This is a genomic window from Rhizobacter sp. P2_G4 (genome assembly GCF_056403575.1).
This window is the reverse complement of record NZ_JBFUFG010000002.1, coordinates 627809-641104: the sequence shown is the minus strand read 5'-3', so window position 1 is coordinate 641104 and position 13296 is coordinate 627809. Positions and strand designations below refer to the sequence as shown.

Sequence of the window (13296 nt, the reverse complement as noted above, 5' to 3'; positions counted from 1 at the left end):
GCTCTTGAATACCCAGCACCACGAACTCATGACATCGACATCACGACTCCTCGGCCTCAGCGCGACTTGCCTGCTGCTCTGCGCCTGCCAAGCGCCGACGCCGGCGCCTGCACCCACCGCCCCACCACGCGGCGCGACCGAACTGCGACCGGTGACGATCCACGCGAGCGTCTCGTGCGGAAGAGCGCAGCCCTCCGTACACCCGGTGCAGGACCAGGCCGCGCTCACGCAAGTCATCACCGGTGGGCGCGCGCTGGGAGCCGACCAGCCGCCCGTGCCCATGATCGACTTTGCCAGCAGCATGGTGATGCTGCTGTCCATGGGCCAGCAACCGAGCGCGGGTTACCAGATCGGTGTCACCGCCGCCACCGTGCGTCTCGACAGCCGGGTGCTGACCGTGAGCAGCTTGTGGCAGCAGCCCGAGCCGGGCGTCATGCAGGCCACGGTGGTCACCCAGCCTTGCGTGATCTTCAGCTTGCCACGCGGTGATTACCGCGCACTGCAGATCGTCGACCAGCAGCGGCAGGAGCGCATGCTGGTCGACCTCACGCCCTCGTCGCGCTAGGAGGCTGTCAGTTCAACGCGTCTTCAGCCAGCAACCCGCGCTCGCGCAGCATCGGCTGGACCGACGGGTCACGGCCGCGGAAGGCACGGTAGGCCTCGCGCGGCTCGCGGCTGTTGCCGCTGGAGTAGATGAACTGGCGCAAGCGCTGGGCCACTGACGCATCGAACGGGTTGCCGGCCTCGGTGAAGGCGTCGTAGCCGTCGGCGTCGAGCACCTCCGCCCACAGGTAGACGTAGTAGCCGGCCGCATAGCCGGAGCCGGAGAACAGATGCTGGAAGTGCGCGAGCCGGTGGTTCATGCCAACCGCTGCCGGCAGGCCCATGCGCTCGTTCTCGGCCTTCTCGAAGGCGGTGATGTCCGGGCCTTCGCTCGAGGTGAGCGCATGCGCGGCCATGTCCACCCGCGCCGAGGCCACGTAGCGCACCGTCTCGTAGCCCTGGTTGAACTTGCTGGCGGCTTCAAGCTTGGTGATCAGCTCATCGGGGATCGGCTCGCCGGTGACGTGATGGCGCGCGTGCTTCTTTAGCACTTCGCGCTCGCTCAGCCAGTGCTCGAAGAGCTGCGACGGCAGCTCGACAAAGTCGCGCAGCACGTTGGTGCCAGAGAGTCGCTCGTAGGTGACGCTCGACAGCAGCCCGTGCAGGCCATGGCCGAACTCGTGGAACAGCGTGCGCGCGTCGTCGAAGCTCAGCAGCGTCGGCTCGCCCGGTGCGCCCTTGGCGAAGTTGTTGTTGTTGACGACGATGGGCAGCACGCCTTGCGCTGCATCGGCAGCATTGCGCGACTGGCTGCGGTAGAGGGACATCCACGCCCCGCTGCGCTTGGTGGGCCGCGCGAAGTTGTCGTGCAGGAAGATGCCGACCATGCTGTCGTCGGCGGCTTGCCGCACCTCGTAGACCTTCACGTCGGGGTGGTAGGCCTGCAGGTCGGCACGCGCGGTGAAGCGCACGCCGAAGAGACGCTGCGCGCAATCGAACACCGCCGCGACCATGCGGTCGAGCGGGAAGTACGGCTTGACCGCCGCTTCGTCGAGGTCGTAGCGCGCCTGGCGCACCTTCTCGGCGTAGTAGCGCCAGTCCCAGGCCTCGATCTGCAGCGATTCATTGCGCGACATCACCAGCGCCTGCAGCGCCTCGCGCTCTTGCTCGGCGCGCACCTTGGCCGGCACCCACACCTGTTGCAGCAGTTCATCGACTGCGGCCTGTGTGCCAGCCATGGTGTCGGCGAGGGCGTAGTCGGCGTAGCAGGCGTAGCCATGCAGGCGTGCCTGCTCGTTGCGCAGCGAAAGGATTTCGCGCGCCACCGGCCGGTTGTCATGCTCGCCGTCGTGCTCGCCGCGCGAGATCCATGCGCGCCAGGCCTGCTCGCGCAGGTCACGCCGATCAGAGAAAGTGAGGAAGGGCACGATGTGCGAGCGCGACAGCGTGATGACGCAACCATCGGTGATGCCGCGATCGACCGCCGCCTGCCTGGCCGCCGCGCAGACGAAATCGGGCAGACCCGCCAGATCGCGCTCGCCGCGTAGCACCAGTCGGTAGGCCGACTCGTCGGCCAGCACGTTCTGCCCGAAGCGCGTGGTCAGCTCGGCCAGGCGCTGCATGACCTGCGCATAACGCTTCTGGGCGGCACCGCCGAGCTTGGCGCCCGCACGCACGAAGTCGAGATGAAAACGCTCCAGCAGGCGCAGCTGCTCGGGTGCGAGACCCAGCGTGGCGCGCTGCGCGTGCAGCGTGTCGATGCGCTCGAACAGCCGCGCGTTCATGTAGACCACGCTGTTGTGTGCGGCCAGCGGTGCGGCCATCTCGCGTTCCACGGCCTGCAGCGCAGGCGAGGTCTCGCTCGACGTGAGGTTGTAGAACAGCGCCTCCACCCGCGCCAGCAGGCGCCCGCTGCGGTCGAGCGCGGCCACGGTGTTCTCGAAACTCGGCGGCTCGTTCAAGGACGCAATCGCGTCGATGTCTGCCAGGTGCTCGCTCAGCGCAGCGTCGAATGCGGGTCTGAAATGCTCGGCGCGAACTTCAGCGAAGGGAGGCAGTCCGTGCGGTGTATTCCACGGCTGCACCAGAGGATTGCTTGTGGCAAGTGTCATGGCGCTTCTCGGGGTTGAAGACGCGCCGATTCTAGGTGCGGCCCTCCGGGCCGTAATCCCTAACAGGGCTTTGCTGGAATCGACCGTTGCGGCCGATCATCAAGCTTGTCGGGCAGACTCCTTACCTCGGCGAAGAAGCAGTTGTGCTTCAACCTCAGCTGACCTTGAATGAATTTTCGTTCGACTATGATCCTATCGTGAAGCCCAAAGACGACGACAAGCTGCGGGCCATCGCCAAGGCCACTTTCACGCTGGTCGGGCAGACGGGCCTGAGCGGTCTGACCATGGCAGCCATTGCGCGCGAAGCCGGTTTGGCGACCGGCACGCTGTACGTGTACTTCAAGTCGAAAGAAGAGCTGCTGGTCGCGCTGTACGAACAAGCCAAGACCGAAACCGCGGCCAGTCTGATGCAAGGAGACGACCCGCGCGAGCCGTTTCGCAGCCGCTTCCAGCGCATGTGGATGAACTGGCTCGAGCATCGGCTCACCCACTATGCAAAAGTGGTCTTCATGGAGCAGTACTACAACTCGCCTTGGTTCAGCGAAGAGAGCCGCAACCTCTCGACCCGGCTCTTCAAGGACTGGGTCGACGTGTTCGAAGTAGCCAAGGCGCAGCAGATCCTGAAAGACGTGCCGACGCCCATGCTGATCAACAGCTTCGGCGGCTCGGTTCGAGAGACCGCGAACATGATTCGCGCCGGCGTTCTGACGCGCACGGATGCCCACCTCGCGATGGCATTCGGGCTCTGCTGGGACGGCGTCAAAGCCTGAGCCGCTTGACCAAACCCGTCCGGAAGACTATCGTTTAAGCGAATTTATGTTCATCGAAAGGACCGAGCAATGAGCACGCTACACATCAATGGCCAGGACCGCCAGGTCGATGCCGACCCGTCCACCCCCATCCTCTGGGCACTGCGCGACACGCTCGGCATGACCGGCACCAAGTTCGGCTGCGGCGCAGCGCTGTGCGGCGCCTGCACAGTCCACCTCGACGGCCAGGCGATCCGCTCCTGCGTGACGCCCATCTCTGCAGCCGCAGGGCAGAAGATCACCACCATCGAAGCCGTCACCGGCGGCACCGACAAGGTCGGCAAGGCAGTGCACGCAGCCTGGGTCAAGCATGACGTGGCGCAGTGCGGCTACTGCCAGAGCGGCCAGATCATGAGCGCGACGGCCTTCCTCAAATCGCTGCCCCGCGGCAAGCAACCCACCGCCGCGGAAATCGACAGTGCCATGGCCGGCAACATCTGCCGCTGTGGCACCTATGCGCGCATCCGCGCGGCTGTGGCCGACGCGGCCAAGTCGCTGGCCTGAGTCGCCTCCTGGTCGCCCTCGGGCGTCGCCAGGGCTCGAAAATCAAAGAGGACACACCATGCATTTCGATCAAAACACCTTCGAGTTGCCCAGGAATCTGCAGGCAATGATGGCCCGCGGCCATCGCGACACGACGGAATCCGAAGGCCTGCCCCGCCGCAGCTTCCTGAAGCTCACTGCCGTGAGCGGCTTCGCACTTGGCGCCTTTCCGCTCGGCACCCTGGCGCAAGACGCTGCCAAGCCTGCGGGCTTGAAGCCGCTGCAGCAGCCATCGGCCTTCGTGCAAATCGCCAAGGACGGCACGGTCACGGTCACCATCAACCGCCTCGACTTCGGCCAGGGCGTGCAGACCGCCCTGCCGATGATCCTGGCAGAAGAACTCGACGCCGATTGGTCCAAGGTGAAGAGCGTGCACGGCAGCAATGACCCGGCCTACATCGACCCGGTGTTCGGCATGCACATCACCGGCGGCTCGGGCTCCATCGCCCATTCGTACACACAGTACCGCGAACTGGGCGCACGCACCCGCGCGATGCTCGTCAGCGCCGCAGCAGCGCAGTGGAAGGTCGACCCGGCGAGCCTGCGCACACGCAACGGTGTCGTCATCGGCCCGGGCGGCAAGCAGCTCGGCTATGGTGAATTGGCCGACGCGGCGATGAAGCTGCCAGTGCCCGAGACGGTCACACTGAAGGACCCGAAGGACTTCCGCCTGATCGGCAAGGCCACAGGCCGGCTCGACGCCGGAGCCAAGTCCAGCGGCCAGCAGAGTTATGGCATCGACATGCGCCTGCCCGGCATGTTGACTGCCGTCGTCGCGCGTCCGCCGGTGTTCGCCGCGAAGCTCAAGTCCGTGGACGACAGCGCGGCCAAGGCCATCAAGGGCGTCAAGGCGGTGCTGCGCATCCCGGTGGACCGCGGCGGCGAAGGCGTCGCCGTGATCGCCGACGGCTACTGGGCCGCCAAGCAGGGTCGCGAGGCGCTCAAGCTCGAATGGGATGCCAGCAGCGTCGACAAGGTCGACAGCGCCAAGCAGCTGACGCAGTACCGCGAACTGGCAACGAAGCCCGGCGCGCTCAAGTACGACGCCGATGTCACGAAGCTCGCCGATGCACCCCACAAGATCGACGCCGAGTACGTGTTCCCCTACCTCGCGCATGCACCGATGGAGCCGCTCAACTGCACCGTCAGCCTGGCCGGCGAAAAGGCCGAGCTGTGGATGGGTTCGCAGATGCCGGGGCTCGATGGCATGGCCGCCTCCAAGGTACTGGGCGTGCCGCCCCAGAACGTGAAGGTCAACGTGCAGATGGCAGGCGGTGGCTTCGGTCGCCGCGCGATTGCGACCAGCGACTACGTGGTCGAAGCCTGCAGCGTCGTGAAGGCGGCGCAAGTGGCGGGCATCAACGCGCCGATCCGCACACTGTGGAGCCGCGAAGACGACATCAAGGGCGGCTACTACCGGCCGATGCACCTGCACACCGCGAAGATCGGTTTCGACGCGCAGGGCAAGATCACCGCGTGGGACCACGTCATCGTCGGCCAGTCCATTCTCGGCGGCACGCCGTTCGAGCCGATGATGGTGAAAGACGGCATCGACGGCACGGCGGTCGAAGGCATGAGGGAGCCATACGAGATCCCCATGCGACTCACCGTGCACCACCCCAAGATGAACGTGCCGGTGCTCTGGTGGCGCAGCGTGGGCTCGACCCACACGGCCTTCGTGATGGAGACGCTGGTCGACGAGATCGCCCGCACCACCAAGCAGGACCCGGTCGCCTACCGCATGAAGCTCATCGGCGACAAGCACCCGCGCCACAAGGCCGCGCTGCAGCTTGCGGTGGACAAATCCGGCTACGGCAAGAAGAAGCTCGCCGCGGGCCGAGCCTGGGGCGTGGCGGTGCACGAGTCGTTCAACTCGGTGGTCGCCTACGTCGTCGAGGCCTCGGTGAAAGACGGCACGCCCACGCTGCACAGCGTGACGGCCGGCGTGCACTGCAACCTCGTCGTCAATCCGAAGACCGTGGAGGCGCAGGTGCAGGGCGCCGCGCTGATGGGGTTGTCGACCTGCCTGCCGGGTGCGGCGATCACGCTGAAGGATGGCGTGGTGGAGCAGAGCAACTTCGGCGACTTCGTCGTGCCGCGCATCACCGACATGCCGCAGATCGCCGTGTACACCGTGCCCAGTGCCGATGCGCCGACCGGCATGGGCGAGCCGGGCCTGCCGCCGCTCGCACCGGCGTTCGCGAACGCAGTGGCCGCGCTGACCGGTAAACGCTTGCGCGAGATGCCGTTCAAGCTGGCCTGAGAAGCTGGCCCGATAAAAGGCTGAAGGCGTTCAGCGCTTCAATCCAGCGCTAAACGCCCATCGCCCTTTACTTGCCCGCCTTGATGTCCTTGTAGTCGTCTTCCAGGTAGCGGCGGCCTTCGCAGTCCTTGGCATAGGCGGCGCGCTGGGCCTGCAAGGCCTCGACCCGGGTGTTGAACTGGGGCACACGGGCGTCCTGGTAGTCGTCGATCACCTTGTCGTGGGCCTGTGCCTTGGCCACGTAGGCCTTCACCGCTTCTTCGTTGGTGCGGTCGAGTGCGGCCATCTCGTCCTTCAGCGCAGCCGAATTGCGCTCGATCTCGGCCCGGTCGGCGGTCAGCTGCTGCTGCGCCTTCGCCATCTCAGCGTTCTGCGCCTCGATACGGCTCTGCTGGGTCACGCACGTGCGCAGCTGCGCCATGCTCATGATCGGGCCGCTGCCCTTGCCACCGCCCAGCGTGGCCTCACGCTTGGGCGACGCAGCGTGCAACGAGGCACCGGTCAGCGCCAGGCTGGCGGCAGCCAGCGGCAGCAGGCTGCGTGTAGCGGTGGCGACGAATTTCGCAAAGCTCATGTCTTGTCCTTCAATGTTCGCGGCCGGCATCATGCCACTGGCCGCCTGTCACCCGTGCGGCAGCGCGGGCACGGTGCCAGTCCAATAATCCGGCATCCCCTCTTCGCCCCAGCTTATGTCCACATTCACGCCCCTGGCTTCGCTTCTGGCCGCACGCACGCGCATCGAGGGCGGTGTGCGATTCGAAGTTCCCACCGACTGGCTGCAGGGCCGCACCTCGTTCGGCGGCCTGATCTCGGTGATGGCCGTGCAAGCCATGCGCGACGTGGCAGGCGGCGCATGGCCCGCCGACGTGAAGCTGCGTGCACTGCAGACCAGCTTCATCGGGCCGGTGGCGCAAGGGCCGGTGGAGGTCGTGGTGAATCTGCTGCGCGAAGGCAAGAACGTGCGGCAAGTGCAGGCCCTCGTGCAGCAGTCGGGCGAAACAGCGGCCCTGCTGCTCGGCGTGTTCGGTTCGGAGCGTGAAACCGCGGTAGCGCCGCTCTCGCCCAAGAAGCCGCCGGTGGCGACCGAGCCCGAGGACACTCCGGTGCGCAGCCTGCCTCCGGGCATCGCACCGAATTTCACACAGCACATGGACATGCGCTTCGTCGGCGAGGGCACGCCGTTCACCGGCCAGCCCAGCACGACCAGCCGCATCCATCTGCAATTGAAGGGCGAGCCGGCCAGCGGTGTGGACACCGAACTGCTCACCGTGCTGCTGGCCGACGTGCCGCCCACGCCGCTGCTCTCGCAGTTCACGAAGCCCACGCCGGCGAGCTCGGTGTCGTGGGAACTGGAGCTGCGGCCCTTGCCGCAGGTCGCCGACGGCTGGTGGCGCGTGGACACCGACGTGCTGGCCGCCGCCGGTGGCTATTCCAACCAGGCCAGCCGCCTTTGGTCGCCCGACGGCGAACTCGCCGCGCTGGGCTACCAGGTGGTCACGGTTTACGGCTGACGGCTTTTTTCTTCGCTGCGGGCGCAGCGGCTTCCTTCTCGGCAACCAGCGCTTCCTTCAGCGACTCTTTGGGTGAGTCCTTGACCGCTGCCTTCTTGGCCGCAGCCTTCGGCTTGGCGGGTTCGCCCGCGTCGAGCGCCTGCACCAGCAGCTCAGCCAGCAGGCCGTTCATGCCACCCTCGTGAAGAGCCGCACGCTCGTTGAGGCGCCGCGTCAGCTCGCTCGGCAGCTTGCAGGCAAAAGGCACCAGCCCGAGGGCCGCGTCGCGCTGGCGCCGCTCGCGCTTGTCGAGCACCTCGCCGGCACCCTCGGCGAAGCGGCTGGGGATGCCGGCAGCCTTCATCTGCCCGGTCACCTTCAGTCCGCGCATCTTCTCCAACTCGAATTTCTTCATGCTCATCGGGCAATAACTCCGGTTTTGAGCGTGAGATTGTCACGCCTCGAACGCACAACCATGCGCTAAACGTTGAAAAGTTGTGAGCACTGACGTCTGCGTGCGTGCAAATAACTCCACATCGCTTGACCCGCCGCTAAAGTCCGCCCGGCCACTACCGTGTTGGCGCCATAAATGGAAATGAACATGTCTGTTTTCGAATCGACCCGGCTTCGCACCACCGCCGCGCTGGCGGGTCTTTTTCTGGTTGCGGCCTGCGGCCCGAGCATTCCTCCCAGCATCAAGATCGGTGTGGCACAGCCCCTGTCGGGACCATCGGCCGCGCGTGGCCAGGACGTGCTCAACGGCGTGAAGCTGGCCGCTGCCGAGCTGAACGCTGCCGGCTACAAGATTGCCGGCAAGCCTGTGACGATCGAGATCGTGGCCGTTGACGACAAGGCCGACAAGGAAACGGCCAAGGTCGTTGCCCAGCAACTGGTGGACCAGAAAGTCACCGCCGTGATCGGGCACCTGAGCTCCGACATCTCCGAAGTGACCATTCCGATCTACAAGGAAGGCAACGTTCCGCAGCTCTTCACGTCCAGTGCCACCAGCCTGATGGCCCTCGGCGCGGGCAACACCTTCCGCCTGCTCGCCAACGACGGCCTGCAGGCGAAGGCCATCGTGAGCTACATCAACGAGAACGTGAAGGCCTCGACAGTGGCCATCATCTATGAAGACACGAGCTTCGGCCGCCCGATCAGCAAGGACTTGAACGAAGGCTTCGGCAAGCTGAAGTCCAAGATCACGGTCAACATGGGTGTCGACAACAAGGCCAGCGACTTCACCGACCTGATCGCCAAGCTCAAGGCAGAACCGCCACAGGCACTGATCTGCGTGCTGCGCGACAACCAGCTGCTGCCGTTGTTCAAGCAGCTGAAGGAAGCCGGCCTGTCCGAACTGCCGGTGCTGACCACCAATTCGTCCAAGACCGACAAGCTGGCCAAGGCGCCAGCCGATATCAAGACGCTGTACGTGACTTCCAGCGCGCTCGAACCGCTCGAATTCGTCGCCGGGGCGAGCTTCCTGAAGAAGTTCAACGAAGCGTACAAGGCCGACCCGGTGTGGGGCGCCCACTATGCGTACGACGCGATGTATGTGCTGGCCGATGTGCTGCGCCGCTCTGATTCGGTCGACCCGAAGGTGCTGCGCGAGAAGCTGCATACCGTCGACCCGATCTCGCCGATCACGAGCAGCATGCGCTTCAACGCCGAAGGCGAACAGCCCTACGGCGCCATCAGCGTGTACCGCAAGCGCGACGGCCAATGGGCCCCGCTGATGCGCTCCGACCGCTGGTAAGCAACACGAGCGCCGGGAGGCGCTTCTCGGCGAAGCAGGTGCGGGCGGAATATCTGCTCAAATCCCCCGCACCTAGCTTCGACTGACTCCCCATGGCGATCAAAGCCACGATCTACAAAGCCCAGCTTCAGCTGGCCGACATGGACCGCAGCGTCTATGGCGATCACAGCGTCACGATTGCGCGCCATCCGTCGGAAACCGACGAACGCATGATGATCCGCCTGCTGGCGTTCGCGCTCAACGCACCGGCGGACGACCACCACGGTGCGCTCGATTTCGCCAAAGACCTCTGGGATGCCGACGAGCCCAGCCTCTGGCAAAAAGACCTGACTGGCCAGATCACGCAGTGGATCGACATCGGCCAACCCGATGACAAGCGCCTGATGAAGGCCAGCCCGCGTGCCGAGCGCGTGGCGGTCTACAGCTTCAGCCACAGCACGCCCATCTGGTGGAGCGGCATCGCCACCAAGATCACGCGGGCGCGCAACATCGCCGTGTGGCAAGTGCCGGCCGAGCAGAGCCAGGCGCTGGCCACGCTGGCCCAGCGCACCATGCAGCTGCAGGTGACCGTGCAGGACGGCGCGGTGTGGGTGGGCGACGGCGCACGCAGCATCGAGATCGCACCCCAGCGGCTGAACCCGGTCTGAGGCGCGTTGGCGCCGACATGCCCTGCCGCGAGGCACGGCTTCCTGAAGGCTCAATAATCCGGTTGATCCGACGTCCTCTTCGTCGCTGCCGAACCATGCCCGACAACGCCTCGCCCTTCACCATTCGCCACAACGCCGACGCGCACCGCTTCGAAACCACGGTCGACGGCCACATGGGCACGGCCGAGTACCAGCTGGAACCCGGCGTACTGGTGCTGACCCACACCGTCGTGCATCCCTCCATCGAAGGCCGTGGCATCGCCGCGGCGCTCGTTCGCACTGCGCTGGACCACGCCCGCTCCCACGGGCTGAAGGTTCGACCCTTGTGCAGCTACACACGCGCCTACATGGAGCGTCATCCCGAAACCCAGGACCTGCACACATGACCTCATTCGCCTGGCGCAGCTGCGTTGCTGCCCTTTCCCTCTTGTTGATGACCTCACACGCCATGCCTCAAACACCCGCAGCATCTTCAAACTCCGACCCTTTCGCCTGGCTGGAAGACGTGCAGGGCGAGAAGGCCCTGAACTGGGTGCGTGAGCGCAACGCGCTGTCGCAGAGTGAGCTCACCGCGCGGCCCGAATACGCGCCGATCAAGGCGCAGATGCTGGAAGTGCTGAACGCCAAGGACCGCATCCCTGCGGTCGCCCGCCGCGGTGACTGGCTCTACAACCTCTGGCAAGACGAGAACAACAAGCGCGGCCTGTGGCGCCGCACCACCCTGGCCGAGTTCCGCAAGCCGCAGCCCGCCTGGGAAACCGTGCTCGACCTCGACGCCCTGGCCAAGGCCGAAGGCGAGAACTGGGTCTGGGCCGGGTCCACCTGCCTGGCACCGAGCTACCGGCAATGCCTGATCTCGCTCTCGCGCGGCGGCGCCGATGCCAAGGTGACCCGCGAGTTCGACACCGTCACGAAGCAGTTCGTGAAAGACGGCTTCACGCTGCCCGAAGCCAAGTCCGAGGTGGACTGGCTGGACGAGAACACGCTCTACGTCGGCACCGATTTCGGCCCCGGCTCGCTGACCGATTCGGGCTACCCGCGCCTGGTGAAGCGCTGGAAGCGCGGCACGCCGCTGTCCGAAGCCGTCACCGTATTCGAAGGCGAGACCAAGGACGTGGCCGTGGCCGTCAGCGTGGACAAGACGCCTGGCTTCGAGCGCACGCTCTTCATCCGCTCGGTCGACTTCTTCAACAGCAAGACCTTCCTGCAGCAGGGCGACAAGCTGGTGCTGCTCGACATCCCGAGCGACGCCACGCCGAGCTTCATGCGCGACACCATGCTGCTGCACCTGCGCAGCGAGCTGAAGGTCGGCGAGACAAGCTTCCCGAGCGGCTCTCTGCTGCACACCAATGCCGCCGCCTACCTGAAGGGCGAGCGCAAGCTGGCACCGTTGTTCACGCCCACGACCACGCGTTCGCTGTCGAGCTACACCAGCACGCGCGACCACGTGCTGCTCGACATCATCGACAACGTGGCCGGCAAGCTGGAGCAGTGGCACAAGGTGGGCGACAAGTTCACCCGCCGCGAAGTCCCTGCGCCCTTCCCCGGCGCCATCGGCGTGAGCGGTCTCCACGACCCGTTGATCAAGAACGACCCGCTGGCCGAGGCCTACTGGCTGACCTACACCGATTTCCTCACGCCCGATTCGCTGTACCTCGCGACCACCGCGAACAACGAGCGTCAGCTGTTCAAGTCACGTGATGCCTTGTTCGACAGCGCCGGCATGCGCGCCGAGCAACGTTTCGCGACCTCGAAAGACGGCACCAAAGTGCCCTACTTCGTCGTCTGGCCGAAGGGTGCCAAGCCCGACGGCAACAACCCGACGCTGCTTTACGGCTACGGTGGCTTCGAGATCTCGATGCAGCCGTGGTACTCGGGCGGTTACGGCCGCGCCTGGTACCAGCGTGGCGGCGTGCTGGTCGTCGCCAACATCCGCGGCGGCGGTGAGTTCGGCCCGGCGTGGCACCAGGCCGCGATGAAGGCCAACAAGCAGCGCAGCTACGACGACTTCATCGCCGTGGCTGAAGACCTGATTGCGCAGAAGATCACCACGCCCAAGCACCTGGGCATCATGGGCGGTAGCAACGGCGGCCTGTTGGTGGGCGCGACCTTCACGCAGCGCCCCGACCTCTTCAATGCCGTCGTCTGCCAAGTGCCGCTGCTCGACATGCGCCGCTACCACACGCTGCTGGCAGGCGCCTCGTGGATGGCCGAGTACGGCAACCCTGACCTGCCAGAGGAATGGGACTACATCTCGAAGTACAGCCCGTACCAGAACGTGAAACCCGACGTGAAGTACCCACGCGTGCTGTTCACCACCTCGACGCGCGACGACCGCGTGCACCCCGCCCATGCGCGCAAGATGGCTGCACTGATGCTCTCGCAGAAGCACGACGTTCTCTACTACGAGAACATCGAAGGCGGCCACGGCGGCGCGGCCGACAACGAGCAGCGCGCGCACAAGCAGGCGCTCGAGTTCACCTACCTGTGGGAACAGCTCGCACGATGAACGCGATGGCCGACGGCGCACAGGCGGTGCTGCAGTTCTGGTTCGGCGACGCGTCGCCTGCCGTGTCGCGGCCGGAGTGGTTTCGCAAGAACGATGCGTTCGACCATGAAATCGCCCAGCGATTCGGCCCGCTGATCGAACAGGCATTGCGCGGTGAGCTGAGCGGCTGGCAGGGCAACACCGAGACGGCGCTCGCCCAGGTGATCGTGCTCGACCAGTTCACCCGCAACGTGTTTCGCAACACCCCACGCGCGTTTGCCGGCGACCCGCTCGCGCTAGCCGCCGCGCGCACGATGCTCGACCGTGGCCAGGACCAGGACCTGCCGCCATGGCAGCGCTTCTTCGCCTACATGCCGCTCGAACACGCCGAAGACCTGGCTATGCAAGACGAATCGGTGCGACGCTTCACCCAGCTCGCCGCCGAGGCACCCGACACGCAAGAGCTGCTCGACTATGCGAAGCGTCACCGCGACGTGATCGCAAGGTTCGGCCGGTTCCCGCACCGCAACGCCATCCTAGGTCGGCCGTCCACACCCGAAGAAATCGAGTTCCTGAAGCAACCCGGGTCGGGCTTCTGATCTCAACCGAACACCGTGCCCCGGCGGGGGCGACGCTGTTCAGAAGAATG

At 65.6% G+C, this 13296-nt stretch carries 12 protein-coding genes and 1 pseudogene; 10 read left to right on the top strand and 3 right to left on the bottom strand.

All coding sequences use genetic code 11. From position 1 onward, the window contains the following. The first annotated feature begins 28 nt into the window (after positions 1 to 28). On the top strand, positions 29 to 565 hold the full coding sequence (locus AC1DYS_RS09435; protein ID WP_477898314.1) for a protease complex subunit PrcB family protein: 537 nt from the start codon (positions 29 to 31) through the stop codon (positions 563 to 565). A gap of 7 nt (positions 566 to 572) precedes the next feature. Here the strand turns inward: AC1DYS_RS09435 and AC1DYS_RS09430 are convergent, their stop codons facing one another. Beyond that, positions 573 to 2654 (bottom strand): M3 family metallopeptidase, encoded by a 2082-nt coding sequence (locus AC1DYS_RS09430; protein WP_477898313.1) that lies wholly within the window; start codon positions 2652 to 2654, stop codon positions 573 to 575. A gap of 197 nt (positions 2655 to 2851) precedes the next feature. On the opposite strand from AC1DYS_RS09430, the gene AC1DYS_RS09425 reads away from it, so the two are divergent. The 3 genes from AC1DYS_RS09425 (at position 2852) to AC1DYS_RS09415 (ending at position 6269) form a co-directional block, all read left to right on the top strand. Beyond that, the gene (locus AC1DYS_RS09425) at positions 2852 to 3424 is read left to right on the top strand and encodes a TetR/AcrR family transcriptional regulator (protein ID WP_477898312.1); all 573 of its coding nucleotides are present in this window, start codon (positions 2852 to 2854) and stop codon (positions 3422 to 3424) included. A 69-nt stretch (positions 3425 to 3493) separates the two neighbouring features. After that, the gene (locus AC1DYS_RS09420) at positions 3494 to 3967 is read left to right on the top strand and encodes a (2Fe-2S)-binding protein (protein WP_477898311.1); all 474 of its coding nucleotides are present in this window, start codon (positions 3494 to 3496) and stop codon (positions 3965 to 3967) included. A gap of 58 nt (positions 3968 to 4025) precedes the next feature. After that, entirely contained in the window at positions 4026 to 6269 is a 2244-nt protein-coding gene (locus tag AC1DYS_RS09415) for a xanthine dehydrogenase family protein molybdopterin-binding subunit (protein WP_477898310.1), read from the top strand. Between the two features lie 67 nt (positions 6270 to 6336). Here the strand turns inward: AC1DYS_RS09415 and AC1DYS_RS09410 are convergent, their stop codons facing one another. Then, positions 6337 to 6843, bottom strand: coding sequence for a hypothetical protein (locus tag AC1DYS_RS09410; protein ID WP_477898309.1), 507 nt, complete (start codon positions 6841 to 6843; stop codon positions 6337 to 6339). Positions 6844 to 6958: 115 nt separating this feature from the next. Between AC1DYS_RS09410 and AC1DYS_RS09405 the strand changes: the two genes are divergently transcribed. Beyond that, complete coding sequence (locus AC1DYS_RS09405) at positions 6959 to 7780, top strand: acyl-CoA thioesterase (RefSeq protein WP_477898307.1); 822 nt, start codon at positions 6959 to 6961, stop codon at positions 7778 to 7780. Positions 7781 to 7910: 130 nt separating this feature from the next. Here AC1DYS_RS09405 and AC1DYS_RS09400 read toward each other — a convergent pair. Continuing rightward, positions 7911 to 8180 (bottom strand): annotated as a pseudogene (locus tag AC1DYS_RS09400) (hypothetical protein); the annotation flags it as partial. A 180-nt stretch (positions 8181 to 8360) separates the two neighbouring features. On the opposite strand from AC1DYS_RS09400, the gene AC1DYS_RS09395 reads away from it, so the two are divergent. The 5 genes from AC1DYS_RS09395 to AC1DYS_RS09375 all read left to right on the top strand — a co-directional run bounded on the left by AC1DYS_RS09395 (position 8361) and on the right by AC1DYS_RS09375 (position 13246). Further along, positions 8361 to 9512, top strand: coding sequence for a branched-chain amino acid ABC transporter substrate-binding protein (locus tag AC1DYS_RS09395; RefSeq protein WP_477898305.1), 1152 nt, complete (start codon positions 8361 to 8363; stop codon positions 9510 to 9512). A gap of 92 nt (positions 9513 to 9604) precedes the next feature. After that, a complete protein-coding gene (locus tag AC1DYS_RS09390) occupies positions 9605 to 10159 on the top strand; it encodes a YaeQ family protein (protein WP_477898303.1) in 555 nt (184 codons plus the stop codon). 95 nt (positions 10160 to 10254) lie between these two features. Then, positions 10255 to 10545, top strand: coding sequence for a GNAT family N-acetyltransferase (locus AC1DYS_RS09385; RefSeq protein ID WP_477898301.1), 291 nt, complete (start codon positions 10255 to 10257; stop codon positions 10543 to 10545). A gap of 62 nt (positions 10546 to 10607) precedes the next feature. Then, the gene (locus AC1DYS_RS09380; RefSeq protein ID WP_477898299.1) at positions 10608 to 12668 is read left to right on the top strand and encodes a prolyl oligopeptidase family serine peptidase; all 2061 of its coding nucleotides are present in this window, start codon (positions 10608 to 10610) and stop codon (positions 12666 to 12668) included. Beyond that, positions 12665 to 13246 carry a DUF924 family protein gene (locus AC1DYS_RS09375; protein WP_477898297.1) on the top strand — a complete coding sequence of 194 codons (582 nt, stop codon included), beginning with the start codon at positions 12665 to 12667 and terminating at the stop codon, positions 13244 to 13246. Before AC1DYS_RS09380 ends, AC1DYS_RS09375 begins: the two co-directional genes overlap by 4 nt. Positions 13247 to 13296 lie beyond the last annotated feature (50 nt).